The organism is Pseudomonas sp. IT-347P, assembly GCF_949768005.1.
Lineage (GTDB): Bacteria > Pseudomonadota > Gammaproteobacteria > Pseudomonadales > Pseudomonadaceae > Aquipseudomonas.
Genome location: NZ_CATKPQ010000001.1, coordinates 19,502 through 45,354, shown reverse-complemented (window position 1 = coordinate 45,354; position 25,853 = coordinate 19,502). Strand labels below are relative to the sequence as shown.

General features: G+C 60.0%; 18 protein-coding genes and 1 pseudogene. 13 read left to right on the top strand and 6 right to left on the bottom strand.

What is annotated here, in order from left to right; all coding sequences use genetic code 11:
• The first annotated feature begins 19 nt into the window (after nucleotides 1-19).
• Nucleotides 20-475, top strand: coding sequence for a DUF721 domain-containing protein (locus ACM6IV_RS00150; protein ID WP_414868251.1), 456 nt, complete (start codon nucleotides 20-22; stop codon nucleotides 473-475).
• A gap of 123 nt (nucleotides 476-598) precedes the next feature.
• Here the strand turns inward: ACM6IV_RS00150 and ACM6IV_RS00145 are convergent, their stop codons facing one another.
• Entirely contained in the window at nucleotides 599-2,086 is a 1,488-nt protein-coding gene (locus ACM6IV_RS00145; protein ID WP_414868250.1) for a helicase HerA-like domain-containing protein, read from the bottom strand.
• 189 nt (nucleotides 2,087-2,275) lie between these two features.
• On the opposite strand from ACM6IV_RS00145, the pseudogene ACM6IV_RS00140 reads away from it, so the two are divergent.
• The 5 genes and pseudogenes from ACM6IV_RS00140 to ACM6IV_RS00120 form a co-directional block, all read left to right on the top strand.
• A pseudogene (locus ACM6IV_RS00140) lies at nucleotides 2,276-3,307 on the top strand (cache domain-containing protein); the annotation flags it as partial.
• A gap of 93 nt (nucleotides 3,308-3,400) precedes the next feature.
• A complete protein-coding gene (locus ACM6IV_RS00135) occupies nucleotides 3,401-4,165 on the top strand; it encodes a methyl-accepting chemotaxis protein (protein WP_371043227.1) in 765 nt (254 codons plus the stop codon).
• Nucleotides 4,166-4,547: 382 nt separating this feature from the next.
• Nucleotides 4,548-5,660: a glycosyltransferase family 4 protein gene (locus ACM6IV_RS00130; RefSeq protein ID WP_414868364.1), complete on the top strand. Its 1,113-nt coding sequence runs from the start codon at nucleotides 4,548-4,550 to the stop codon at nucleotides 5,658-5,660.
• Nucleotides 5,653-6,429 carry a DUF2334 domain-containing protein gene (locus tag ACM6IV_RS00125; protein WP_414868249.1) on the top strand — a complete coding sequence of 259 codons (777 nt, stop codon included), beginning with the start codon at nucleotides 5,653-5,655 and terminating at the stop codon, nucleotides 6,427-6,429. Before ACM6IV_RS00130 ends, ACM6IV_RS00125 begins: the two co-directional genes overlap by 8 nt.
• Nucleotides 6,426-7,424: a lysylphosphatidylglycerol synthase transmembrane domain-containing protein gene (locus ACM6IV_RS00120; protein WP_414868248.1), complete on the top strand. Its 999-nt coding sequence runs from the start codon at nucleotides 6,426-6,428 to the stop codon at nucleotides 7,422-7,424. Before ACM6IV_RS00125 ends, ACM6IV_RS00120 begins: the two co-directional genes overlap by 4 nt.
• Here ACM6IV_RS00120 and ACM6IV_RS00115 read toward each other — a convergent pair.
• On the bottom strand, nucleotides 7,408-7,584 hold the full coding sequence (locus ACM6IV_RS00115; RefSeq protein WP_414868247.1) for a hypothetical protein: 177 nt from the start codon (nucleotides 7,582-7,584) through the stop codon (nucleotides 7,408-7,410). The genes ACM6IV_RS00120 and ACM6IV_RS00115 overlap by 17 nt on opposite strands.
• A gap of 101 nt (nucleotides 7,585-7,685) precedes the next feature.
• Nucleotides 7,686-8,534, bottom strand: a complete 849-nt coding sequence (purU, locus tag ACM6IV_RS00110; RefSeq protein ID WP_007912774.1) for a formyltetrahydrofolate deformylase — start codon at nucleotides 8,532-8,534, stop codon at nucleotides 7,686-7,688.
• A gap of 337 nt (nucleotides 8,535-8,871) precedes the next feature.
• On the opposite strand from purU, the gene mvaT reads away from it, so the two are divergent.
• Nucleotides 8,872-9,249, top strand: a complete 378-nt coding sequence (mvaT, locus tag ACM6IV_RS00105) for a histone-like nucleoid-structuring protein MvaT (RefSeq protein WP_038366705.1) — start codon at nucleotides 8,872-8,874, stop codon at nucleotides 9,247-9,249.
• Nucleotides 9,250-9,345: 96 nt separating this feature from the next.
• On the opposite strand, the gene sbcB is transcribed toward mvaT, so the two are convergent.
• Nucleotides 9,346-10,776, bottom strand: coding sequence for an exodeoxyribonuclease I (sbcB, locus tag ACM6IV_RS00100; protein ID WP_414868246.1), 1,431 nt, complete (start codon nucleotides 10,774-10,776; stop codon nucleotides 9,346-9,348).
• Between the two features lie 181 nt (nucleotides 10,777-10,957).
• Here sbcB and ACM6IV_RS00095 point away from each other — a divergent pair, with 181 nt between their 5' ends.
• From ACM6IV_RS00095 to ACM6IV_RS00070, 6 genes are read left to right on the top strand one after another with little or no spacing between them, the layout of a single operon-like run.
• A complete protein-coding gene (locus tag ACM6IV_RS00095; protein ID WP_414868245.1) occupies nucleotides 10,958-11,683 on the top strand; it encodes an RDD family protein in 726 nt (241 codons plus the stop codon).
• A complete protein-coding gene (locus tag ACM6IV_RS00090; RefSeq protein WP_414868244.1) occupies nucleotides 11,680-12,657 on the top strand; it encodes a stage II sporulation protein M in 978 nt (325 codons plus the stop codon). Before ACM6IV_RS00095 ends, ACM6IV_RS00090 begins: the two co-directional genes overlap by 4 nt.
• Entirely contained in the window at nucleotides 12,644-14,191 is a 1,548-nt protein-coding gene (locus ACM6IV_RS00085; protein WP_414868243.1) for a DUF4129 domain-containing protein, read from the top strand. The genes ACM6IV_RS00090 and ACM6IV_RS00085 overlap by 14 nt, the downstream gene beginning before the upstream one ends.
• An 11-nt stretch (nucleotides 14,192-14,202) precedes the next feature.
• Complete coding sequence (locus tag ACM6IV_RS00080; protein WP_414868363.1) at nucleotides 14,203-15,351, top strand: DUF4350 domain-containing protein; 1,149 nt, start codon at nucleotides 14,203-14,205, stop codon at nucleotides 15,349-15,351.
• A complete protein-coding gene (locus tag ACM6IV_RS00075; protein WP_414868242.1) occupies nucleotides 15,348-16,349 on the top strand; it encodes an AAA family ATPase in 1,002 nt (333 codons plus the stop codon). The genes ACM6IV_RS00080 and ACM6IV_RS00075 overlap by 4 nt, the downstream gene beginning before the upstream one ends.
• Nucleotides 16,350-16,395: 46 nt before the next feature.
• Nucleotides 16,396-17,727, top strand: a complete 1,332-nt coding sequence (locus tag ACM6IV_RS00070; protein ID WP_414868241.1) for a DUF58 domain-containing protein — start codon at nucleotides 16,396-16,398, stop codon at nucleotides 17,725-17,727.
• On the opposite strand, the gene ACM6IV_RS00065 is transcribed toward ACM6IV_RS00070, so the two are convergent.
• Entirely contained in the window at nucleotides 17,728-21,759 is a 4,032-nt protein-coding gene (locus ACM6IV_RS00065) for an Ig-like domain-containing protein (RefSeq protein ID WP_414868240.1), read from the bottom strand.
• Nucleotides 21,752-25,828, bottom strand: a complete 4,077-nt coding sequence (locus tag ACM6IV_RS00060; protein ID WP_414868239.1) for a neuraminidase-like domain-containing protein — start codon at nucleotides 25,826-25,828, stop codon at nucleotides 21,752-21,754. Before ACM6IV_RS00060 ends, ACM6IV_RS00065 begins: the two co-directional genes overlap by 8 nt.
• Nucleotides 25,829-25,853 lie beyond the last annotated feature (25 nt).

Genomic DNA, 25,853 nt, shown 5'->3' with positions numbered 1-25,853 from the left:
TTACTTCAGGTGTTCGAACATGGCATTTCGCCCTCTTACGGCCAGAGCACCCGCCGTTTTGCTACGCGAAGCCAAGCCGCTCAAGGCTATCCTCGGCCATGCCCAACGACTGGGCCATTTGCAGCGCCTGCTTGAAAGCCAACTGCAGCCTGCCGCCCGCGAACACTGCCATGTGGCGTCGTGGCGTGAGGGTAGTTTGCTGTTGATTGTCACCGATGGCCACTGGGCCACACGCCTGCGTTATCAGCAAAAACGCTTGCAGCGCCAGTTGCAGATGTTCGATGAGTTCGCCAGTTTGACGCGGATTCTGTTCAAGGTGCAGCCGCCGACCGTTCAACGCGGGGCCACCGGGCACACGATGGATTTGTCGACGGATGCAGCGGCGACGATTCAGGCCACGGCGGACGGCATTACTGATCCGGGTTTGCGCGCGGCGCTGGAGCGGCTGGCGGCGCACGCCAAAAGCAAATCCTGACTTCTAGATAAATGTGTACGCATTTCCAATGTGGGAGCGAGCTTGCTCGCGAAGAGGTCGTGTCAGACGACATCAATGTTGGATGACAGGCCGCCTTCGCGAGCAAGCTCGCTCCCACAGGGTTTAGCGGCGTTTGCTGCCACCGAGCAATGAGCCCATCAAACCGCGCACCAACTGCTTGCCAAGGTTATTGGCCGCCTGGCGCATCGCTGATTTCAGCGCCTGCCCGGCTGCCGTCCCGAGAAACTCCCCTGCCCTGTCGGCAAGGCTCGGCTCTTCAGGTGCAGGTTTACCGGCCGGCACGTCAGCCTCCGGCGCCAGCCCTTTGCGCCCCATCAGAATTTCATAGGCCGACTCGCGGTCAATCGGCTTGTCATAGCGCCCCTTGAATGGCGAGCCGGCGATCAGCACTGTGCGCTCGGTTTCGCTCAACGGCCCGATCCGCGATTGCGGCGGCGCGACCAGCACGCGCTGGACCATTTCCGGCGTGCCTTTCTCGGTCAGCGTGCCGACCAGCGCCTCGCCAATCCCCAGCTCCGTCAACACCGACAAACTGTCGAACGCCGGATTCGGCCGGAAGCCGTCGGCCACCGCGCGCAGGGATTTCTGCTCTTTGGCGGTAAACGCGCGCAAACCGTGCTGGATGCGCAAACCCAGCTGCGCCAACACGTCATCCGGCAAATCCGCCGGCGATTGCGTGACGAAATACACGCCAACCCCTTTGGAACGGATCAGGCGCACCACTTGCTCGAGCCGCTCCTGCAAGGCTTTGGGCGTATCGCCGAACAACAAATGCGCCTCATCAAAAAACAGTGCCAGCAGCGGTTTGTCAGCATCGCCGCGTTCCGGTAACTGCTCGAACAGCTCGGCCAGCAGCCACAACAGGAACGTCGCGTAAACCTTCGGCGCCTCATGCACCAGACGACTGGCGTCGAGCAAATGAATGCGCCCACGGCCATCGGCGGTCGGTTGCAGAATGTCTTCAAGTTGCAGTGCCGGTTCGCCGAACAAGGCTTCAGCGCCCTGCTGCTCGAGGATCGCCAGGCGACGCAACAGCGCCTGACTGGAACCGGTCGTCATCAGCGCGGCGTCTTCGCCCAACAGCTGCGGATTGTCCTTGAGGTGATTGAGCAGCGCTTTCAGATCTTTCAGATCCAGCAGCAACAGGCCTTCGCGGTCGGCGACTTTGAAGGCTGCGTAGAGCGCCGATTGCTGGCTGTCGGTCAGTTCCAGCAGGCTGCCGATCAATAGCGGGCCCATTTCACTCAAGGTGGTGCGCAACGGATGACCGGACTCACCGTGGATATCCCACAAGGTCACCGGATACGCCTGCGGCTTGTGGTTGAGCCACGGCATCCCGGCGATACGTTCGGCCACTTTGCCCTGCGGGTTGCCGGCAGCGCCGAGGCCACACAGATCACCCTTGATGTCAGCGGCAAATACCGCGACCCCGGCGTCACTGAACGCCTCGGCCAAACGCTGCAAAGTCACGGTTTTACCGGTACCGGTGGCGCCAGCGACCAGTCCGTGGCGGTTCGCCAGGCGCATGGCCTGAGCAATCTGTTGCCCTGCGAGATCAGCGCCGATTACGAGTTGCGAGGAGTCAGGCATTTTGTCACCCAATGGTTAATCTTTGATTACGCATGGCCGATACAGAAGAGTGAGAGACCCGACCACCAGTCAGGCCGGACATTTCCCTAAGGAGAGACGGAAATATCAGCTTGTTGTCACCCTTGCCCATTTTGCGCGCTTCTATAAAAGCACGCCCGGGACATTAAGACCTTAGCGGAACCCCAAGCCATGAACAAAAATCTGCGCTTCAGCCATAAAATTTTGCTTGCCGCCGCCCTCATCGTCATCGCCGCCTTCGCCTCGTTTACGTTGTACAACGACTGGTTGCAGCGCAACGCGATCCGCGATGACCTGAACAACTACCTCAACGAGATGGGCGAGGTCACTGCCGGCAATATCCAGACGTGGCTCACCGGCCGCATTCTGCTGATCGAGAACGCCGCCCAGAACATCGCCATCAACCCGGAACAGACCAACGTCGCCAGCCTGCTGGAACAGAAAGCCCTGACTTCGACGTTCATGGCGTCCTACCTCGGTGACGCCACCGGCCACTTCACCATCCGCCCGGATGCGAAGATGCCGGACGGTTTCGATCCACGGGTGCGCCCTTGGTATAAAGGTGCCGAGAGCAGCAGCACCTCGACCCTGACCGAACCGTACATCGATGCCGCTACCGGCCAGTTGATCATCTCCATCGCCACCGCCTCGAAAAGGGCCGGCCAGAGCGTTGGCGTGGTCGGTGGTGACCTGAGCCTGCAATCGCTGGTCGACACCCTCGCCGCCCGGGATTTCGATGGCATGGGTTATGTGTTCCTGGTCAGCGCCGATGGCAAGATCCTCGTCCACCCGGACAAGGCCCTGGTGATGAAATCACTGAAGGAAGCCTATCCGCAGGATACCCCGCGCATCAGCAGCGACTTCAGTGAAGTGACTGTTGATGGCAAGACTCGCATCGTCACCTTCGCGCCGATCAAAGGCCTGCCGTCGGTGAACTGGTACATCGGCCTGTCGGTGGATAAAGATCAGGCGTTTGCGATGCTCAGCCAGTTCCGCACCTCGGCGGTGATTGCCACGGTGATTGCGGTGGCGATCATCATCGCCCTGCTCGGCATGCTGATCCGTATTCTGATCCAGCCGCTGCACGTGATGACCCGCGCCATGGAGGACATCGCCGACGGCGAGGGCGATCTGACCAAACGCCTGACCATCGTCAATAACGATGAATTCGGCATCCTCGGCACCGCTTTCAACCGTTTCGTCGAGCGCATTCACGGCTCGATCCGCGAAGTATCGTCGGCCACAGGCCAGGTCAACGAAGTTGCCCTGCGCGTGGTCGCGGCGTCGAACTCGTCGATGTACAACTCCGATCAGCAAGCTTCGCGCACCAGCAGTGTTGCCGCGGCGATCAACCAGCTCGGCGCCGCGGCGCAGGAAATCGCCCGCAACGCTGCCCAGGCTTCGAATCAGGCCAGTGACGCGCGCGGTCTGGCTGAAGACGGTCAGCAAGTGGTGGATCGCAGCATCAAGGCGATGAATCAACTGTCGAGCATGCTCAGCGCGTCGAGCAGCAACATCGAGTCGCTGAACAGCAAAACCGTGAACATCGGCCAGATTCTCGAAGTGATCACCAGCATTTCCCAGCAAACCAACCTGCTGGCGCTCAACGCAGCCATTGAAGCGGCGCGTGCCGGTGAAGCCGGCCGTGGCTTTGCCGTGGTGGCGGATGAAGTGCGCAATCTGGCGCACCGCACTCAGGAATCGGCTCAACAGGTGCAGACCATGATCGAGGAGCTGCAAGTCGGCGCCCGTGAATCGGTGAGCACCATGAGCGACAGCCAGCGCCACAGTCAGGACAGCGTGGAAATTGCCAACCTTGCCGGCGAGCGTTTGAACAGCGTCACCCAGCGCATTGGCGAGATCGACGGGATGAACCAGTCGGTAGCCACCGCAACCGAAGAGCAGACGGCAGTGGTTGAGTCGATCAACGTCGATATCACCGAGATCAACACGCTGAACCAGGAAGGTGTGGAGAACCTGCAGGCGACATTACGGGCGTGTTCGGATCTGGAGCAGCAGGCTTCGCGGTTGAAGCAACTGGTCGGCAGCTTCCGGATCTGAAGATCAAGAGCTTTACCCCCTCACCCCAGCCCTCTCCCCCAGGGGGGCGAGGGGGAAAGGGAGCAGATCTTCATGCTGTTCAAAATTCGAGTTCGACTGAAGATTTTCAGGTCGATGTATCAAGCCGACTACCTCCGTCAGTCCCCTCTCTCTAAAAAGGGCGAGAGGAAAGGGGGCCGATCTTCAAGCCTTTCAAAACCTGAGTTCGACTCAGGTCTCTCAAGTCGGTGTACCTCCAACATCCTCCTCGGTCAGTCCCCTCTCCCTCTGGGAGAGGGTTAGGGTGAGGGCGCTCTTCAGCTCCACCGCGCAATCCCGACCGAACATCTATTCTTGATAAAGGTCAACCAAGGGAGAACCAAGCAGCGGAGGGTTGATCACCGTGCACATCGCCGACATCACCATGTTCTACGCCCCGGCCAGCGGTGGCGTTCGCACTTATCTGGATGCCAAACACCGCCGGCTGGGCGTCAAGCCCGGCATTCGCCACAGCCTGTTGATTCCCGGCGCCCACTTTGGCGAACACGATGGTATTTACACGGTTCCCGCCCCCGCCCTACCCTTCGGCAAAGGTTATCGCTTCCCCGTACGCCTCGCGCCATGGCGCAATGTCCTGCAGGGTTTGCAGCCCGATCTGATCGAAGTCGGCGATCCTTATCTGACCGCCTGGGCTGCGCTGGATGCGCGGCGGCAGCTGGACGTGCCGGTGATCGGCTTCTATCACTCGGACCTGCCCTTGCTGGTCGGCAATCGCATGGGCCATTGGCTCACGCCGAATATCGAGGCGTATGTCACCCGGCTTTACGGCAACTTCGACCGGGTCCTGGCGCCCAGTCAGGTCATGGCTGACAAGCTCAGCGGACTCGGCGTACGCAATGTCTTCGTGCAGCCCTTGGGCGTGGACCTGCAGACCTTTCATCCAGACGCAGGCGACCGCAATCTGCGCGCGGAACTGGGCATCGCCGAAGAGACGCGCCTGTTGATTTTTGCCGGGCGCGGTTCGAAAGAGAAAAACCTGCCAGTGCTGCTCAATTGCATGAAACGCCTTGGCCCGCGTTATCACCTGCTGTTGGTCGGCTCATCGATGCCCGCTGCCGTGCCGGATAATGTCAGTGTGATCGATGAGTTCTGCCCGCCACACAGAGTCGCGCAATTGATGGCCGGCGCGGATGCCTTGGTCCATGCCGGTGACCAGGAAACCTTCGGCCTGGTGATTCTCGAAGCCATGGCCTGCGGCATCCCGGTGGTCGCCGTGGCCGCGGGCGCCTTTGAAGAAATCATCACTGAGTCCTGTGGCTTGCTCTGTGCGCCGAACAATCCGCAAGCGATGGCCAATGCCGTGCGTGAACTGTTCAGTCGCGGTTGCGTGAAACTCGGCCAGCAGGCGCGCGAGCATGTTGAACAGCATTACGCCTGGGACACGGTGGTCGACAGTCTGCTCGATCACTATCACGCCGTCCTCGGCCACACACTGCCACGAGTCGCCAATGGCTGAATCCATCAATCAACCAGCGGTGTTGCTGGTGCTGCACGACGTTGCGCCGGCGACCTGGGCGGATTATCAGCCGTTTGTCGCAGCGGTCGATGCATTGGGCACAGTGCCGATGACGTGGCTGGTGGTTCCGGATTTCCATCGGCGCAACGCCCTCGATGCTCACCCGGCGTTTCGCCGAGTGCTCGACGAGCGCGTTGCACGGGGCGATGAACTGGCCCTGCATGGTTATTTCCATGATGACCAGGAACCCGCGCCGACGACCGCGCGTGACTGGTTCATGCGTCGGGTCTACACCCATGAAGGCGAGTTTTATCGTTTGTCCCGCGAGCCCGCCCTCGCCCGCCTACGCGCAGGTATTGATGTGTTCCAGCGTTACGACTGGCCATTGCACGGGTTCGTCGCCCCGGCCTGGCTGATGAGCGACGGCACCCGCCAGGCGCTGCGCGAGTTGCCGTTGAGCTATACCAGCGATCCGCAGCATCTGTATCGGTTGCCGGAGTTCACCGCGATCAATGCTCCGGGTCTGGTCTGGAGTGCCCGCAGTGCCTGGCGCCGGGGCTTGTCAAAGTTGGTCTGCGAGCAGCGTGAACAGCGTTGGCGCCAGGCGCCGGTGATTCGTCTAGGCTTGCACCCGGTGGACATGCGCCACCGTTTCTCCCGTGATTACTGGCTGCACACCCTGGAACGACTGCTGATGGAAGGACGCGTACCGATGACTAAAATCGACTGGCTGGCGCAACGTTGCGGCCAATGGGAACGCGCCGCATGAGTCGCGGCATTCTGTTGTTGATCGGCCTGCTCGCAGCAGTGCTGATCCCGGTTGTGCTCGGCGGCAGCGAGACCTGGGCGCGCCTGCAGAGTTTTCCGCTGCAATGGCTATTGGTGATGTTCGGCATGATCCTGCTGTGCTGGGGGATCAATACCTTGCGCTTGCGTTTGTTGCTCGGCGATCAACGCGACCGCGTCACACCGCTGAAAAGTCTTGGCGTGGTGATGGCCGCCGAGTTCGCCTATTGCGCAACCCCGGGGGGCAGCGGCGGACCACTGACGATCATGGCCCTGTTGGCCCGATCGGGCGTGCGTCCGGCGAGGGGCAGCGCAGTGTTTGCCATGGATCAGTTGAGTGACCTGCTGTTCTTTCTCTGCGCCCTGAGCGGGATTCTGATTTATGCACTGTTTCAGCACCTCAGCGATCGCCTGGAATGGCTGCTGACCGTCAGCGCGGTGTCATTATTCGGCGGACTGTTCAGTTGCGTATTGCTCGCCCGTTATCACCGCGCCTTGATCCGCCTGAGCGGACGTTTGTTGGCGAGAATGAACGTCAAGGCCAGCACCCGGCGTCGCTGGGCGCGCAAGCTGCTGCATTTTCTCGCGGCGTTTACCGATACGCTGAAGTTGCCTTGGCAAACATTGATCAAAGTATTCGCCCTGACCTGTGTGCATTGGTTGCTGCGTTACAGCGTGCTGTATCTGGCGCTGCGTGGCTTGGGCGCCGACCTGCAGTGGGCCTGGAGTTTTCTGGTGCAGATGCTCTCGCTGGGCGCCGGCCAGTTCAGTCTGTTGCCGGGCGGTGCGGGTGCGGCGGAGCTGACCTCGGCGGCATTGTTGGCACCGATGGTGGGGAAATCCACCGCAGCGGCGGCGATTCTGATCTGGCGGGTGGTGACGTATTACTTTTATCTGCTGGTGGGTGGTCCGGTGTTTTTGTTGATGCTGGGGCGGCCTTTGCTGAAGAAGCTGATGAAAGTCAGGCAGGCTTCTTGACGTCGTCCTGCTCCTCCTTGAGTTGTTCCCACAACTCGGCTGCGCCGGGAAACTCGGTACCATCTTCCGGGCTCATGTCATCCGGGTCATAGCGGCTCAGGCATCCTTCACCGAGGGTGGCAGGGGCTTTGGATGTGGCTTTGTCCAGCGGATCGCTCATGATCTTTTCCTCGGTCAGAAACGGCGAAGGGGTTTAAATGACAAAGGGTCTGAACGAATGAACGCCCGGACCCTTCGTTTTACAAGCCTGTGTGGTTGAGATCAGAACACCACGGTCTTGTTGCCGTGCACCAGCACGCGGTCTTCGAGGTGATAGCGCAGGCCGCGCGCCAACACCATTTTCTCGACGTCACGGCCGAAACGCACCATGTCTTCGATGCTGTCACTGTGGCTGACACGCACCACGTCCTGCTCGATGATCGGACCGGCGTCCAGTTCTTCAGTCACGTAGTGGCAGGTTGCGCCGATCAGCTTCACACCGCGCAGCGAGGCCTGGTGATAAGGCTTGGCGCCGACGAACGACGGCAGGAAACTGTGGTGAATGTTGATGACCTTGTGCGCGTATTCACGGCACATGTCCGGCGGCAGGATTTGCATGTAGCGCGCCAGCACCACCACTTCAGCGTCGTGCTGCTTGACCAGGCGTGACACTTCGTCGAAGGCCGGCTGCTTGTCCTGCGGATTGACCGGGACGTGGTAATAAGGAATGCCGTGCCACTCGACCATGCTGCGCAGGTCGTCGTGGTTGGAAATCACGCAGGAGATTTCGCAGTCCAACTCATCACTGTGCCAGCGGTGCAACAAGTCGGCGAGGCAGTGGGATTCGCGGCTGGCCATCAGCACAACGCGCTTTTTCTGCTCGGTGTCGGTGATGCGCCAGTCCATCGAAAACTCTTCGGCGATCGGCGCAAACTTCTCGCGCAATACTTCAATACCGAAAGGCAGCGAATCGGCACGAATTTCGTGACGCATGAAAAACCAGCCCACCTGGTTGTCCGAGTGGTGGCTCGCTTCGGTGATCCAGCCGTTGTGGGCTGCCAGAAAATTACTGACTTTGGCAACAATGCCAACGCGGTCCGGGCAAGATATCACCAGCCGAAAAGTGCGCATGAGGGGGGAACTCCAGAACTTCGCAAAGGCCGCCATTCTAGCGGCTGCGCAGCAAAACTGCAGTATTGATCAGCGCACGCCCGGGCCAAGCCGTGCACCACGCTTTTTTGATGGAGTGACCTCCAACCTGATGGCGGTCCTGCCGCATCGATCGATCAGGCAACTGTGAATATCTGTGATGACGGGTTCACACTATTTAACTGAATATTCAATAGAGAGCAGTTTCTCGTAACTAATTTAAATAAAAACCCCGGTTAAATGTTTACTTGATGAAACAGCCTGACTATTATTGCGACACTGTACCCCTGCCATCGCGCTCTCTACTAAGGTAGTAATCATGTCCTTGATCAACGAATATCGCGCCACCGAAGAAGCTATCAAAGAGCTGCAAGCTCGTTTGAAGAATCTGTCCCAAGACGACAAACTGCAAGCCGAGCTGGAATTCGAAGGCAAACTGCGCACCCTGATGGGCGAATACTCCAAATCCCTGCGTGACATCATCGCGCTGCTGGATCCGGATGCAAAAACCAAAGCGCCACGCGGCGGCGCAGTAAAAACTACGGGCACCAAGCGCGCTCGCAAAGTTAAACAATACAAAAACCCGCACAACGGCGAAGTCATCGAAACCAAAGGTGGCAACCACAAAACCCTGAAAGAGTGGAAAGCCAAGTGGGGCGGTGACGTGGTTGAAGGTTGGGCTACCCTGCTGGGCTAAGCCGCAACGCCTTCGCAGAGCGATCCGCGAAAAACAAACGCCAGCGAATGCTGGCGTTTTTTTATGCCCGGCATTTAAGCCCGGTCATGTTCGATTTCAAAGATTCAAACGTTTGCGCAATGCCTGGACATAATTCTGCCATTCATTGAGCACCTCAATCTGCATCGGCGTGGCATTAACCGACCACTGCTCTGCCGCCTCGGTAAAAGATTTCAAGGTATTCGGTGCGCCACACTCCGGCGCGGACAAACGCTGCTGACAAAATTGTCTCCAGCGTTCTTGCTCTTCGAAATTCAACGTCTCGGGAAAGTTGCGTGCGCGATATCGAAAGAGTAATTCAGGCAAACGTTCGTCATCGAACGGCCATTGCTCTTGCGCTAGTTGTGCGGGGTCAGCGCTCCTCACTTGCTCACATAGACGTCGGTCGCGGTCACCGATAAATCCGTCGTACAACTGTTGTTCCGGATCCTCGCTCGGAATGAAATCTTCGCTGACATAAATCTCGGCAACTTTATCTTTCCAAACTTGTTGTGCGTCAGTTAGCCGCAGTGCGCGCTGTTGATACAGCGCCATGTCCAGCCCCAGACGCTGCTGATCCTGCGCGCGCAAAACCGAGAGCGGCGCCACCACCGGGCAACGGTTGATGTGAATCAGCTTGAGCGGCACCGGCAGCTCGCCTTCCAGCAAATCATCGCGACGCGTGTAGAAACGCTGACGCAAGGTTTGCGCGTCCAGATCGAGCAGGCCCTGCGGATCGAGGTGCAGGTCGCAGACGATCAAGGCATTGCGGTTTTTCGGATGCCAGGCCAGTGGCAGCACCACACCGACATAACTGCGCGCCGCCGAAAAACGCCCGGAGACATGCACCATGGGCTGCAACAGACGAATCTGATCCATGACTTTTTGCTTGCTGCGCAACTGGAACAGCCAGTCATACAGTTTCGGTTGTTTCTCGCGGATCAGCCGCGCCAGCGCGATGGTTGCGCGCACGTCGGACAAGGCTTCGTGGGCGTGTCCGTGATCGATCTGGTTGGCGGCGGTCAGGCGTTCGAGCTTGAGCGTCACCCGGCCTTCGTCATCGGTCGGCCAGACCAGACCGTCAGGACGCAACGCATAGGCAGCGCGCACCACATCGATCAGATCCCAGCGACTGTTACCGCCCTGCCACTCCCGGGCGTACGGATCGAAGAAATTGCGATACAGGCTGTAACGGGTCATTTCGTCGTCGAAACGCAGGGTGTTGTAGCCCGCGCCACAGGTCCCGGGGGCGGCCAGTTGGGCATGCACGCGAGTCATGAAGTCCGCTTCGCTCAAACCCTTTTCGGCGAGCTGACTCGGGGTGATGCCGGTGATCGCGCACGCCGCCGGATGCGGCAGGATGTCTTCGCTGGGCTGGCAGTAGAGGTTGACCGGTGCATCGATTTCGTTGAGCGCATGGTCAGTGCGAATCCCGGCCACCTGCAACGGGCGGTCGTTACGCGGATTGATGCCAGTGGTTTCGTAGTCGTACCAGAAGATTGAAGTCACGGGCGGTTCCTGAACTGAAGATCGGCGAAGTCTAGGCGCTCGACCGCGCTCGCGGCCAGCCTCACGTCATTCAAACACTTCGTGCTTCACGATGTGCAATACATAGTTATGTCGTTTTCCCCCGAGAGGCTGCTAGCATCGACCTCACTTGCACCCCGGACAGGCGAACATCAGGTAGCCCATGCTCGAGCCCACAGCACCGCCAAGGAAAGCACCGCTGGCCCCGCCGCTGGATACGCGGCATCAGGTCGAAACACCGGAAGGTATCGATTTGCCGTTGCGTCCCGCCGGTTTGATGGTGCGTGCCGTGGCCTTCGCGATCGATCTGGCCCTGCGCGGCGTGATCATGGGCGTACTGTTCATCGCCCTGGCGTTTCTCGGCAAACTGGGCATGGGCCTCGGGTCGCTGCTGCTGTTTGCGATCAGCTGGTGGTACATGGTGCTGTTCGAAGTGCTGCGACAGGGGCGCTCGCCGGGTAAACAATGGATGGGGTTGCGCGTGGTGCACGACGACGGCACACCGATTGGCTGGTCGGCCTCGCTGCTGCGCAACCTGCTGCGTTTTGTCGATCTGCTGCCCTTTGGCTATTTCCTCGGCACCCTCAGTTGCCTGCAACACCCGGCCTTCAAACGCCTCGGCGATATCGCGGCGGGCACACTGGTGATCTACAGCGAACGCCCGCTGACTCGCCCACAACTACCTGAAGCCGAACCAAGGCGTTTGCCCGTCTCCCTGACGCTCGCGGAACAACGCGCCGTGCTGGGTTTTGCCGAGCGCCAAGGTGAATTATCGCCAGCACGGGTCAATGAACTGGCGGCGCTGCTCGCCCAACCACTGCATATTTCCGCGCCCAAAGCTGTCGCTGAACTCAACGGCATCGCTCGCGGCTTGTTGGGGCCGACATGAAGCAAAGCCTTTTCGAAACGCGGCACAAGGCCGAATGGGAGCGTTTTGCGCTGGCCCTCGAACGTCTTGAGCGCGGCAAGGACTCCTCGCAAGTCGCCGGTTTTCCCAAAGCCTACCGCAGGCTTTGCCAACATCTGGCGCTGGCCCAGGCACGCGGCTACAGCAGTTTTCTTATCGACTCACTGCAGCAACAGGTGCTGCGCGGCCATCAACAGCTGTACCGTCATCGCAGCCGACTCGGCGCCAATCTGCTGAGTTTCATCCTCGTCGACTTCCCCCGGCTGGTCCGTGCCGAATGGCCCTTTGTGCTGGTCGCCAGCCTGCTGTTTTTCGGCAGCCTGATCGGCGTCGGCGTGTTGGTGTATGTGTTTCCCGAACGGGTCTACAACCTGATCCCCGCCGACCAGGTGCGCGAGATGCAAGGCATGTACGACCCGGTCGCCGGTCATCTCGGGCGCCCCGCCGAACGCGCGGCCAGCGAAGACTGGGTGATGTTCGGTTATTACGTGATGCACAACATCGGCATTGCCTTTCAGACCTTCGCCAGCGGCCTGTTGCTGGGCGTGGGCAGCGCATTCTTTCTGTTCTATAACGGCATGGTCATCGGCGCGGTCGCCGGGCATCTCAGCGAGATTGGTTTCGGCCAGACCTTCTGGTCATTCGTCATCGCCCACGGCGCCTTTGAACTCAGCGCCATCGCCCTCGCCGGGGCCGCCGGCCTGGAACTCGGCTGGGCCTTGATTGCGCCCGGAAGGCTGAGCCGCAGTGAAGCGCTGCAGCGGGCGGCGCGCAAAAGCGTGTTGCTGGTGTGCGGGGTGATGTTGTTCCTGTTGATTGCCGCGTTTATCGAAGCCTATTGGTCGTCGAAAACCAGCGTCACGCCACTGACCAAGTATCTGGTCGGCGCCGGGCTTTGGGCATTGGTCGCCGCCTATCTGTTGTGCGCCGGCAGGACCCGTCATGCGCCTGAGTGACGCCACCGTGGTGATCCGTCCGCGCACGACCTGGGAAGCCATGGACCTGGGCGTGCTGATGAGCCAGCAACATCGGCGCCTGCTGATGACCAGTTGGGCGATCGTCACCCTGCCGCTGTTCGCCTTGCTCAGCCTGTTGCTGTGGGATTCGCCATCACTGGCGGTGTTTATTTTCTGGTGGCTGAAACCGGCGTATGAACGCCTGCCGCTGTACATCCTGTCGAAAGCGCTGTTTGGCGAAACGCCGACACTCAAGCAAGCCCTGCGCGAATTTCCGCGTCTGCTCAAACCGCAACTGCTGGCCAGCCTGACCTGGCGCCGCCTCAGTTTCAGCCGCAGCTTTCTGCTGCCGGTGGTACAACTCGAAGGCCTCGACGGCAGCGCCCGGCAACAGCGCCTGCATGGGCTGCTGCGACGCAACGCCGGCGCCGCGCAATGGCTGACCATCATCGGCGTGCACCTGGAAACCGCACTGTGGATCGGCTTGATGGTGCTGTTCTACATGTTGCTGCCGCAGCAAATCGAAATGGATTGGAGCTGGCAGTCGCTGATACTCGCGGCGGATCAAGACTGGCGCTGGCTCGAACACCTGACCAATGCCTTCTACGCGCTGGTGCTGGTGGTGTGGGAACCGATCTATGTCGCCTGCGGCTTCAGCCTTTACCTGAACCGACGCACGCAATTGGAAGCCTGGGATATCGAGCTGGTGTTCCGCCGCTTGCGTCAGCGTCTCAACACCGGTGTGCCGGGATTGCTGCTGGCGGTCTGTCTGGTGCTGCCTAACGTACCGTCGGCCTGGGCGGCCGAACCGGATGACAGTCCACAGGCGCCGCGGTTGTTGAATCAACCGCTGAGCAGCCAGGCCTCACGGGACAGTATCAAGACACTGCTTGAACAACCGCCGTTCAAGAACAAGGAAATCGTCACCCGCTACCGTTTTGGCGACGACCCGGCGAAACCTGCCACAGCACAAAAACCCGGTGACGCGCCGCAGTGGCTGAAAACCCTGCTGGACTGGCTCGACGGGCAACACCTCAACATTCTGGCGAAGCTCATTGAAGTGGTGTTGTGGGGGGCGGTCATTACTGCATTCGGCTGGCTGATCTGGCGTTATCGCGAATATCTCCAAACTTTCGTCAGCCGCCGCCCGCGATTGCCAGCCAGGCCGAAACGCCCGTTGCCACAGCAGGCTTTCGGTCTGGACGTAAGCCGCGACACCTTGCCTGACGACATTGCCGGCAGCGCCGAACAACTCTGGCAAAGCCAGCCCCGTGCAGCGTTGGGCCTGCTGTATCGGGGGCTGCTCAGCCATCTGCTCCACGACTTCGACATGACGCTGAAACCCGCCGACACCGAGCTCCAGGTGCTGGCGCACGTTGAACAATTGCAGCGCCCGGAACTGCTCGCCTTCAGCCGCAACCTCACCACCCATTGGCTGAACGTGGCCTACGGGCATCGCGTACCGGCCCCTTCCCTGAAACAGGAATTGTGCGATGGCTGGCGCGCCTTGTTTGGCCCCGGAGCCGCCCGTTGAATCGCCGGACAATGTGGTGGGGCGGTGCGTTGATCGTCCTGTTGATCGGGACGCTGAGCGTGTTCCTGTACCTCAAGGCCAAGCCTTATCAGGAAGAAGTCGATCACGGCCCCTCGCCCACCGCGCAAGCCAATCCTTATCTGGCAGCGGAGCTGTTTTTGCGTGAGCGCGGCCTCAACGTCAGCCATGCTGAAAGCCTCGCGGTGCTCCCTGATATCGATCCGCGCCGCCACACATTGCTGTTATTCAACGACCGTTCAAGCATGACCCCGCGTCAGGTTGACCAGGTATTGAACTGGACGCGGGCCGGCGGGCGACTGGTGTTCGTCGCCGAATCGCTGTGGGATGAGCAGACGAAACAGAGCAACGACCTGTTGCTCGACCGGGTGCAACTGCATCAATCCCTCAGCAAGGATCTGCAGGATTTGCCCGCCGATGTTGAACCCGAGCGCTTCCCGAAACTGACCAGGCTCTATCTGGAAGACGAAGACGCACCGGCCTACGCCGGTTTTGACACCGACTTCCATCTCGACGACCCGAAGAACCTCGCACAAGCCTGGGCCAACAGCGCCAAGGCCACACACATGATGCAACTGCCCTACAGCCTTGGCACGATCACCGTGGTCACCGACGCCGAATTGTGGAAAAACAACGCCATCAGCCAATACGACAACGCCTGGCTGCTCTGGTATCTGAGCGCCGACACCGACGTCACATTGATCTACAACACCGAGCACGATGGCCTGCTGACCTTGCTCTGGCGCTACTTCCCACAAGCCATCGTCGCCCTGCTCGCGTTGATTGGCCTGTGGCTCTGGCATGTCGGCGTACGCCACGGCCCGCTTCAAGTACCCGCCCCGAGGGGACGTCGGCAATGGCAGGAACACCTGCGCGCCAGCGCCGATTTCCTGTTGCGCCACAACGGCCAACAGGCGCTGCTGCAAGCACTGCAGCAGGACGTGTTGCGCCGCGCCCGCCGCCGTCACCCCGGCTTTGACCAATTGAACGTTGCCGAACAATGGCTGGCATTGTCGCGCCTGACACGGCAACCCACCCGCGCTATCAGCCAGGCTCTGAGCCCGGTGCCGGAGCGGCGCTTGTCCCGCGCCGCTTTCTGCCGCCAGGTCGCCCACCTGCAAACCTTGAGGAACACGCTATGACTGAACAGATCGAGCCCGGCAGCGTCAGCCACGCCGCCCAGCAACGCCAGCGTGCCAGCCAGTTGGCGCAAGCGGTGCGCGGCGAATTGCAGAAAGCCCTGATCGGCCAGAACCAGGTGATCGACGACGTGCTGACGGCGCTGATTGCTGGTGGCCACGTACTGCTCGAAGGCGTGCCGGGGTTGGGCAAGACCCTGCTGGTACGCGCATTGGCCCGTTGCTTCGGTGGCGAGTTTGCGCGGATTCAATTCACCCCGGACCTGATGCCCAGCGACGTCACCGGCCACGCCGTGTACGACCTGCAAACCGAGCAGTTCAAACTGCGCAAAGGCCCGCTGTTCACCCATCTGCTGCTGGCCGACGAGATCAATCGCGCCCCGGCGAAAACCCAGGCAGCCTTGCTCGAAGCGATGCAGGAACGTCAAGTCACGCTCGAAGGTCGCGCCCTGCCGATCGCGCAACCGTTCATGGTTCTGGCCACGCAAAACCCGATCGAACAGGAAGGCACCTATCCCCTGCCGGAAGCCGAACTCGACCGGTTCATGCTCAAGGTACGCATGGATTACCCCGACGCCGATCAGGAGCTGAACATGGTGCGTCAGGTCAGTCGCTCGACCCGCGCCGATATGCTCGATGTGCAACCGCTGCGCACCGTGTTGCAAGCCAAGGATGTGCAAGCCCTGCAACGGATTGCCAGTGACTTGCCGCTGGACGATCAGGTCCTCGATTACGCCGTGCGCCTGGCACGCAGCACGCGCACCTGGCCGGGACTGACTCTGGGCGCCGGGCCGCGCGCCTCGATTGCCCTGGTGCGTTGCGCCCGCGCCCGCGCCTTGTTGCGTGGCGGCGAGTTTGTGATCCCGGACGACATCAAGGGCTGTGCGCTGGCCGTGCTGCGTCATCGCGTACGCATCGCCCCGGAGCTGGACATTGAAGGGCTGCAGGTCGATCAGGTACTGCTGCAACTGCTCGACCAGATTCCGGCGCCGCGTCTGTGAGCCAAAAAGATCTCAGCCTTCGGCAGCTCCTACAGGGAGTGAACGCATGAAACCGTCGAAACTGCTATTGATCTGGTTGGCATTACTGCTGGTCATCGGCATTGTGCTGGGGACGTTGCGCGCGCTGGAAATCGACATTCCGGCGAGCCTGATATCGATCAACTGGGGTTTGCTGCTGGCGTTACTGGCCCTGGCGGCGCTTGATGCCCTGCGACTGCGACGGCTGCCAACACCGCGCATCACCCGGCAGATGCCAGGCAGTCTGGCGCTCGGCCGCTGGAGCGAGGTGCGGCTGGAAGTGGAACATGACTTCGCTGAGCCGATGCACATTGAACTGTTCGACCACCCGCCAGAAGGTCTGAAGTTCGAAAACCTGCCGCTTTCGATTGAACTGCAACCCGGCCAGCGCAGCCTGCTCGGCTATCGCCTGCGGCCGCTCAAGCGCGGCCATTTCAGCTTTACCCATTGCGAAGTCAACCTGCCCAGCCCTTTGGGTTTGTGGTCAGGCAAACGCCTGCTCAATGTCAGCGACCAGACCCGCGTCTATCCCGACTTCGCCCGTCTCTACGGTGGTGAACTGCTGGCCGTGGATAACTGGCTCAGCCAGCTCGGCGTACGCCAGCGGCAACGCCGCGGACAAGGCCTGGAATTCCATCAACTGCGCGAATTCCGTGAAGGCGACAGCCTGCGCCAGATCGACTGGAAAGCCACCGCGCGCCAACGCACACCGATCGCCCGTGAATACCAGGACGAGCGCGACCAGCAAATCATTTTCCTGCTCGACTGCGGCCGACGCATGCGCAGTCAGGACGATGAACTGTCGCACTTCGACCACGCGCTCAATGCCTGCCTGCTGCTCAGTTATGTGGCGCTGCGCCAGGGCGATGCGGTCGGTCTGAGTACATTCGCCTGCGAACCGCCGCGCCATCTCGCGCCGGTCAAAGGCACAGGCCAGCTCAACGTATTGCTCAACACCGTGTACGACCTCGACAGTACCCAACAGCCTGCCGATTACCAGGCTGCCGCCAACCAGTTACTGGCCCGACAAAAACGCCGGGCGCTGGTGGTGCTGGTGACCAATCTGCGCGATGAAGACGACGAGGAACTGCTCAATGCGGTCAAGCGAATGAGTCAGCAGCACCGGGTGCTGGTGGCCAGCCTGCGCGAAGAAACCCTCGACACGCTGCGCAACACGCCAGTGCAAACATTGCCCGACGCGTTGGCTTACTGCGGGACGGTGAGTTATCTGAATGAGCGCGCAGAACTCCATGAGCGGTTGAGTGCTCATGGGGTTCCGGTGGTGGATGTGCGGCCCGCGGAGTTAGGGGCCGCACTGGTGACGCAGTATCTCAGTTGGAAACGCAGTGCAGCGTTTTGATCAATTCACCACCTTGACCTGTACGCTGCCAGCGTCCGTAGAGCCATCAGGGTTTTCGACCTCGACCGCCAGAGACATGACTTGAGGTGCCAGCATAGGCCTGCCGGTATGGGAGTATTTTCCCGAGCTGTCGGTATGCACCTCGGTAAAGGAAGCATTGTTGTGTGACGCCAGGATCTTTCTGAATGGCATGGGCTCTCCGGATTGCTTGTCAACGATCTGCGCCGTCATCGTTACCAACTCATGGACCCGAACCGGATTGGGTATACCGACAACCGACTGGACGGCCGCATAACGCGACTCGACGACATTCAGGACCAACGTCCTGACGTGCCATCCTGCTATCCCCCCCGCCACCGACGCCCAAAGTGAAGTGCTGTCTGATACGCCAAGGGCGAAATGTACCGTTGCCTTGCCATCGGCATCCGTCAGCGTGCTCGGTAACGATGCGTTGTCGTATTCCCACATGACTTCTACGTCGGCCACAGGCTCGCCAGTACGTGCCGACACTACCCACGCCTGGGCAGTTTTCTCCTGGCCGGGATAGCCACTCGGTTCATCGATGAGCAACACGCTGATCTGCCGAGGGTCATCAAGAACATACCCCAGCACGATCGAAGCAGGATTCTGCTCGTTGTCCAGCGACGCCGTCAGTTCAAAGGCTCCCGGCATCACAGGCGCGAAACGGATACTGGCCACGCCATGAAAATTGGTGACCGAGGACGCCACACCCAATTCAGGACTGCGCCAGGTCACCGTGATGCCTGACATCGGTTTGCCGGTGGTGGCCGAGACGACTGTGACGTCCTCCTTCACCTCGGCGCCCCACGGCAACGTCTGGTTGACGCGCGGGCGTTTGGCGAATGTGCTGATGCTTTCGCCAGGGCCTACCGACATGGCGTTGGCTGGCGACAGACTCGCCAGCCGCTCAGAGGCAAGACACAGGTCAAAGGTGCCGTCAGTCTCGTCACCCACTGTGAAGTAATAGTCCAGTCCCACACTGCTGAAAGTCCTCGGAGCACCCAGCGCATAGCCACTGAAGTGAATACCCAGGTTCGCCGGTTCGGTCGCGGTCATCCCCAACATCAGGCGATGACCATACAATGGGCTGTTATGCCCGGCGGCTACGTTGATCCTGTATTGCCCCTTGTGGCGCGGAAACAGGGTCCGGCCCCAAGGCCGTTTCGACGCGCCGTCAAATTCGATCGTCAGCGCGTCCCACGGGTCGTTATCCAGAGCGCGGACGATCATCACCCGTGAATCTTCATGGTCATCATAGGGGCTTCTCACCCGACACTCGATCGGTTGAGGCCCCGCCGTGACCGGTTTGAAAGGGTAACCGCTCCAGCCTGCGTCAGCGGTGGGTGTTTCATGGGGCTGGCCGTCGACGATCCATTGCACCGGCACTCCATCCACAGGTGCTCCGGTGATTGCCGAGGTGACCTGCGCCCACATCCACGCGGGCTCCTGGCCCACGACCGGGTAAACCGGGGATTCGCGCGTGGCGGCAATGCTGAGTTTGTTGTGGTCCAACCGCAATGCAGTCCCGGTGGTAAATCCCAAGGACGTGAGGAAGCGCAGCCCGAAGGAGCCCGGTGTGAGGCTACGGGAGCAATCCAGTGTCCAGCTCGCGCCCCCATCACCTAATACTTGCCCTCCGGTGTTCAAGGGAGGATCGATCGTGATGTCCAATTGCTCCGGCGACCCTCCGCCTCCGGTTTCATACCATTGCAAAGAAAGCTCTATCCCGACCAAGGGGCTCAGCGCATGGGGTCTGAGGATAAAGCGGTGGCGTCCCCCCAGACACGGATACAACAACTTCCACTCCATAGCTGTCGTCTGATCCAGCAACATAGACACTTCATCGTTAATGTCGGACAACATCAAGCGTCCGAACAACTCCTTGTCTTCGAACCCGTCAGTCGTCAACTTCAACTCAAACAGGCTGCTGGTACTTCTTATGTCGGAGGACAGCGTCCAGAACAACGGTTCCTCTTCGCGTAAAACCTTTGGAGTGCCAATGTCACTGATATCCAGCCCGATGCGCGGGTTCTCCTTGCGCCAGTCAAGCGTAAGGGACTTGCCGATCAGGGGGCTATCGGGCAACGCCTTGACTTGCAAGATGTTTGATTCACCTCGCTTACACAACATTCCGCGATGAGGCAGGCTGGACCATCCGCCCTCGAACGTGATCTCGACCTTATCTTTCCAGGCACTGTTTTCGATCGACTTGACTTCAAATTCACGTGTAACCGGCCGCGCCCCCGGGTGCGCCCTGACACTTGCGATAACGGTCTGCTCGCCGATGTATTTTGGCCCGTAAAGCAGACTGGCCCAGCCGCCGGATCCGGTATGGGTCGTAAAAGGACCGTCTTTGGTTTCCCATTCGACTATCGCATCGATAACCCCCTCGCCAGTGCCGTCCTCAGTCTTGTGCACCACTTGCAAGCGCACCAGCACCCTTTCCCAATCCGCCACCACCGCTGTATTGCTCGCCTCGCGCACGTCGCCAATTTCCACTTCATTGCGTGCCAGCGACATGGGGCGTTTCGGCGACGGCGCCTGCAACTTCGAGCAGACCAGAGAGAGGTCGAACTCGCCGTCAAGGCGATCGGCGCTGATCAGCGTCCACACCAGATCTTCACCCTCGTAGGGCACCGGCAGGCCAAGCTCCGGACGCACCTCGACACCGAGTTGGCCCTGAGGATCACCGCTCCAATGCAGCGACAGCGTCGACCCCTTCAAAACCGTGGCGGCAGGCAAACGAATCTGCACGGTATGCACAGAGCCGCGGTTGGGATAACCGGTCGATGTCCAGGGCTGTGCCACGCCATCGACTATCGCCACCAGCTCATCCCATGGATCGCTGGCCAGCACGCTTAACTCGAAGAGTTCGGTTGTGCAGCCGCTCTGGTAATAAGGGCTATCAACCGACGCTTCGACGACCACATCACCCACCGTATCGGTCTGATAGTCAAACCAGGCCCAGCCTTGATCATTGGTGACCGTGGCGCTTTTCACACTCTGCCCATTCACCGCCCAGTTCACCGTGCGTCCATCAAGGGTCTGGCGGGTGTAATAAGAGCCGATTTGCACCCCCAGGCGTACGCTTTGCCCCAGCACCGGATAGTATTCGGCGCCCTGCGTGTCGATAAATGCCAGACGGTGGTGCCCCAGCGAAACGGCAATCGGGTAACTATCGGCGTCATATTGATTGCGCAGGCTCAGCGAGAGCGGATACAGCTCCCCACCGATCAGCGGGCAATCGATCGTCCATGTTTGTGTGAGTGACTGATTCTCATCGGGACCTGGAGTGACGATAACCGCGCCATCAGGGTTGTCGATAACCGCCAACGAAGCCGCAGTGTCCGCCCAGGCGTTGCCATCACTGGGCACGAACCTCAACTGGTGAGCAAAAGAGCCTGAAGCCCCCAGACAAAGGTGCAGCAGAAACCCCTGATCCGGCTCCGGGTTAAAGGTCTCCCAGTCCGCATTCAACGCTTGCAGTTGCAACGGCTCCAGTTGCACTTGCAGGTCGATGCGGGTGATGCGGATTTTCGAGTGATTGTCTCCCTGATCATTCTGCGGGCTGAAGATTTCGAGGCGCAGGTTATCGCCGGCGACGAAAGACGTGCCCAGTTCCAGCCGGCCGAATTGCGGCACGAATTCATCAAAGGCCGCGCCACCCTGCACCGGTTCCTGCTGGGGGCGGGCCGGGGCCGTCGGCCTCAGCTCGTACTCGTGCAACAGCGTCTGGTCCTTGAAAATGCGCAGCCAGCCCGACCGGGTGTGGAGGGTTTCCCAGAGGAATGTCAGCGAGTACCGTGCACTGTTGCTCGGGGTGAGGGGGATCTGGAACGACTGACTGACCCCGCTTTCCTTGGCAAGGGCGAGAGCCTGGATCCGTGCTTCCTCAAAGTCCAGATTGTCAACGCCGATGTAGATGCCGATTTTTTTCCACTCTCTCGTGCCATTGCTGAAGTCACCATTGAGCACAAGGTTCTGCTTCGCTTGAATGATCGGTTCAGGCATGATCTGCCGCTCCCTGGCTTTTGCCGGACACTCTGGCCTCCTCGGCCGCGCAGACCAGCTCTTCGACTGCTTTGCAAAAGGTCAGGTCGCCAGCCTTGGCCGTGTAGTGGATACGAATGACGGCGTTGGTCAACGACTTGAGCATGCTCGCCTGCGGCTCTTTTGTAGCCCGCGGAAAGCACAGGCGCCAGGTTGAAACACAGCCGGTGCATTCAAAGGCATTGAGCAAGCCCTCATCGGGCTTCAGGGTGGTCATGCCATTGTCGGCAATCCCGACCGACAGAGCGATCTGCTGGGCGCTGCGGATGTTGACCAGTACATCCATCGGCATCTGCCCGTCCGGGGCGTGCAGGTACCGCACCGTTTGCGTCGTGGGGCGGATCGCCGTGTAACTGCCGATCTGTACCAGGGTGGCGCGAACATCCTCGTAAGGCCCGAGCAGCACCGGAAAATCGATTTGCACCGAGCTGATCTGTCGGCAGTAATGCCCCGGATAATCGCGATCGAACAGCAACTGCGACAGCCTGAATTCCAGACAGCCGCTGGAGAGTAAATGCGCCCGTGCCTCTGCCCAGCTGGCGTGGTCGGGCTGCGGGTCGAGCGGGTCGTCAAACAATCTGCACAGCGAGACGGTTTTAACCAGTTCCAGCCGTCGCTCGTAGCGTTGCAGATACTCACGCTCCATGCGCAGCAGATGCGCACGCAAATGATCGCCCGCCGTCAGCCCGTGCCGCTGATCCAGCCACACCCTGGGCAGTTGAATCTGTGCGTCATAATCGCCGGTTTCGGCGTTCATCGAGGCCTGCGCGCTGACGCACAGACTGATCACCGCGTCGTAAGCCTGATAATGCAAGGCCTTCATCTGGCCCAGCATCCAGTCGAACAGTTCGGCATTGGTCGCGCGTTTTTTCAGGAAGTTGTAGATCGTCAGCGCCTGATCGTTGCCCCGCAACGTTTGCTCCAGGTTCGTCCGGGCGACCGTGACCGCATGTCGCTGTGCCTCGATCTGGTCGTCGAAGGCGGCCACATCCCCCAAGGCCTGATCGCGTTGCATCTTCCAATCATGGCGGCGGCGGCGGTAGCCTTCGGTCGTGGCCTGGACATCGGCATCGATCTGCTGCATCTGCGAAGCGAGCTCCAGACCGAAACTCACCGCCTCGACGGCGTTTTCCGGCTTCATGCCACCATTGGAAGTACCTACAATTTTTGGAATCGCGGCAAGGGCAGCCGCGGTACTCTTGAGTACTTTCGCCTGCAAGGCCATCGTTTTCGATGAGTTCAGGCTGGCCATGACCTGATACTCGACCGGGGATATATGTTCCTCAAAGAGCTGTGCATAGGCTTGCGCCCGCTGCTGCGCCACTTCCCGGCTCTGCATCAGTGCCGTCAAACTGGTTTCCAGCTGCGTGATCGTTTGCTCCTGCATCTTCCTGGCGTAGCTGCCCAACTCCACCAAATGGGCCTGCTGCAGCTCTTCCTGCTGGGCGCGATCCCGGCGCTCAAGCAGATTGAGGACCTGGCCGCCCCATTCCTGCAGCGCCTGTACCGCACGCAGCGCAATCTCGAACGTCACGCGCCAGCGGAACGCATTGACCACCGGCCGGCCGCCCATCGGCCGCGCCCCGCCAATTCCGCCAGCCGCCAGATCGGCGAGCAACTGGTTAGGGTCCGTCGGCGGGTTGAACAAGAGAATATCCATCGGTTTGCCATCGATGGTCATGTTGTTGCGCAGTGTGTACAGGCGCCGTTCAGGCGCGGAGTACAGGTCGAGCAAAGGCTGATTGAGCGGTGCCCTGAACGGCTCGCAACCCAGCAGCCCGAGCATCGGTGCGACGTCCGAGCCCCCCGGCACATCCGCCAGATCACATTCCAGTGTCTGCTCGAATGCCTCAAGCGCCGTACGCGTGCAACTCATCTCCAGCAGGCGTTCCACCGTCTCGGTTTTCCAGTTCGTCACGGCGCGGGCCAGCGGCGGTTTGCCCATCAGCGATGCCGCCTGCACGTAACACAGCTTGGCAGCGACCAGGCTGTCGCGGGTCAGTTGACGGTAATACCAGTCGCCCCACTCCATGAGGTTTTTCACGTACTCGCAAAAGATTACGATCTTGAAGTGCCGGGGTGCCGCGTAGCCGATGGCATCCGGGTCGATGGGGGCGAGCACTTCAATGCCGGCATTGCCTTGGTCGGTGGCCAGTGGACGGCAGCGCCAATAATCGACTTTTGGCACTGTCTGTGAAGGCCCCGCAACGGCTTGCGGGTCGAATATGTAGCGTAACCAGGCTTGCGCCTCGGCAAAGCGTTCTTCAGCCCGCAAACGGGTCGCCACCAGGTGCAGCACATGGAAATACAGCTCCCAGAAATACCGGCCGTTGGCCCCGTCAAAAAAACCGTTGGGCTCGCTGAGCGTTTTCCCCGTGGGGGGCGGCTGGTCGATAAACTGCGTATCCCAATCCAGAATGGCATCCACAGAGATGTTCGCGCGCTGCACCAGTTCCGGGCCGAACAGCGAGTTCAGGCGCGTATATTTCAAGTAGGGATCCGGCAGATTGAACGCCAGAAACTGTGCGCCGTCGCCTGCATTTTTCAGCAGCACGGGTGCCGGCCAATACTCAAGATCGACAATCTTCAGTTGAAATTCGCGTCCGCCATGAGCCGCATTTTCAGCCTTGAGGGTGATCCTGGCAGGGTTTGGCCACGTGCCTTTGGCACGCTTGAATGTAAGTGAGGCGGTTTCCCAGCCACCGGCGATCGGATAATCTTTTTCGTCTGCAGGTGGATCGCCGTCAGCGGGGTTCACCAGGGTCAATTTGAAAGACGAATTGTCGCCTCCCGGCAATCCGGTAAATCGGCAATAACCACTGACGACCAGAACATCGTTCGTGTCCGTTTCGTCCCGCCGGGCCGTGGCTCTGAGCATCAGATAATCTGACATCAAGCCTTTGGGTGATTCCGCGGAAGTCATCTGCACCTGGCTGGTGAGTGAATGCTGGACCGTCTCCGGTGTCTTGAACCGATCATTGGCGGCGTCGACCAGCCAGCCAGCGTCGGAGTCCTCGTCCAGACGCATCAGCACATCGAAAACTCTGGTTTCACAAAAAGGTGTGTCTTTAACCGCCTTCCGTCTAATCAAGATCCCCAACTTGCCTTTGGGATCCACATTATCGATGCGCACGATGGCAGTCAGGCGAAAGCCTATTGCATCCTCTCGGACAGCATCCGCACTGTAGACACTCAGCGGCGCTGACCACTGGCCATTTTGCGTCATGAACGCGAGGTTGACGTCCAGCTTGTACGGCAGGGTTTCGCCCGTCGTCCCCTTCACCTCGTCACGCCACTCCGCCCAGACCACACACAGCCGGCCATTCCAGAATACCGGGCGCATATCTATCACCCGATTGGCCGGCTGAACCTCCACGGGCTGCCATTCACCCCAGGCCGCAGGATTGACCGCTTTGCTGGTGGGGGTGAGCTCAATATCGGCCTTGCGCCAGTAATACTGGTAGGGCGGCACACGCTGGCGCCCGATAAAGTAATAGCGGGCGTCCTTTGGCGTAGCGCCGTCCATGTAGCAACTGACCACTTCCAGATCGCACGTCTGCTCGAACGCCTGCAGGTAATTGCGCATGGCAGCCTGCACCGAATCGATGCTCAGGCGCGCTTGGTTGAGGTCGTTTTCAAGTGCCTTGAACAGGCTGGTTTTGCCTTGCCGGACAAACGGATTGATGTAGTTTTCCGGGTAAATCGCGATCAGCTGTACCGCGGCCCAGTCGGGATAATTGTTGTAGAGCGTCCACTGTTCGAGATCCTCGGGGGAAAACTCGTACCCTGCGAAACCGGGTTCCTGACCACCGAAAACAGCATGCAGGCACTGCTGCGCGAAGCTGACCTTCTCGGCCACCGGAGAGCTTTTCACAGCGAAACTGTCAAGCGGATCGATACGCAACAGCTCCCCCAGATCGGCCGGCGTCTCGACATGATCGTAGTTATTTCGGGTGGCATGGCCGATGCAGAATTCGAGCAGCGCCAAACGCCGCAATTCCAATAGAGGGCCAATGCTGCTCAATGCCATGATCTTGCTCCTTGCGAAAAAATTC

Excerpts from the sequence above, each read along its gene's own strand:
- ACM6IV_RS00125 (WP_414868249.1), top strand. The coding sequence starts at position 5,653 with ATGGCTGAATCCATCAATCAACCAGCGGTGTTGCTGGTGCTGCACGAC.
- ACM6IV_RS00085 (WP_414868243.1), top strand. The coding sequence starts at position 12,644 with ATGCGCCTGAGTGACGCCACCGTGGTGATCCGTCCGCGCACGACCTGG.
- ACM6IV_RS00150 (WP_414868251.1), top strand. The coding sequence starts at position 20 with ATGGCATTTCGCCCTCTTACGGCCAGAGCACCCGCCGTTTTGCTACGC.
- ACM6IV_RS00120 (WP_414868248.1), top strand. The coding sequence starts at position 6,426 with ATGAGTCGCGGCATTCTGTTGTTGATCGGCCTGCTCGCAGCAGTGCTG.
- ACM6IV_RS00095 (WP_414868245.1), top strand. The coding sequence starts at position 10,958 with ATGCTCGAGCCCACAGCACCGCCAAGGAAAGCACCGCTGGCCCCGCCG.
- ACM6IV_RS00115 (WP_414868247.1), bottom strand. The coding sequence starts at position 7,584 with ATGAGCGATCCGCTGGACAAAGCCACATCCAAAGCCCCTGCCACCCTC.
- ACM6IV_RS00065 (WP_414868240.1), bottom strand. The coding sequence starts at position 21,759 with ATGCCTGAACCGATCATTCAAGCGAAGCAGAACCTTGTGCTCAATGGT.
- mvaT (WP_038366705.1), top strand. The coding sequence starts at position 8,872 with ATGTCCTTGATCAACGAATATCGCGCCACCGAAGAAGCTATCAAAGAG.
- ACM6IV_RS00070 (WP_414868241.1), top strand. The coding sequence starts at position 16,396 with ATGAAACCGTCGAAACTGCTATTGATCTGGTTGGCATTACTGCTGGTC.
- ACM6IV_RS00075 (WP_414868242.1), top strand. The coding sequence starts at position 15,348 with ATGACTGAACAGATCGAGCCCGGCAGCGTCAGCCACGCCGCCCAGCAA.
- ACM6IV_RS00135 (WP_371043227.1), top strand. The coding sequence starts at position 3,401 with ATGTACAACTCCGATCAGCAAGCTTCGCGCACCAGCAGTGTTGCCGCG.
- purU (WP_007912774.1), bottom strand. The coding sequence starts at position 8,534 with ATGCGCACTTTTCGGCTGGTGATATCTTGCCCGGACCGCGTTGGCATT.
- ACM6IV_RS00145 (WP_414868250.1), bottom strand. The coding sequence starts at position 2,086 with ATGCCTGACTCCTCGCAACTCGTAATCGGCGCTGATCTCGCAGGGCAA.
- ACM6IV_RS00090 (WP_414868244.1), top strand. The coding sequence starts at position 11,680 with ATGAAGCAAAGCCTTTTCGAAACGCGGCACAAGGCCGAATGGGAGCGT.
- ACM6IV_RS00060 (WP_414868239.1), bottom strand. The coding sequence starts at position 25,828 with ATGGCATTGAGCAGCATTGGCCCTCTATTGGAATTGCGGCGTTTGGCG.
- ACM6IV_RS00080 (WP_414868363.1), top strand. The coding sequence starts at position 14,203 with ATGTGGTGGGGCGGTGCGTTGATCGTCCTGTTGATCGGGACGCTGAGC.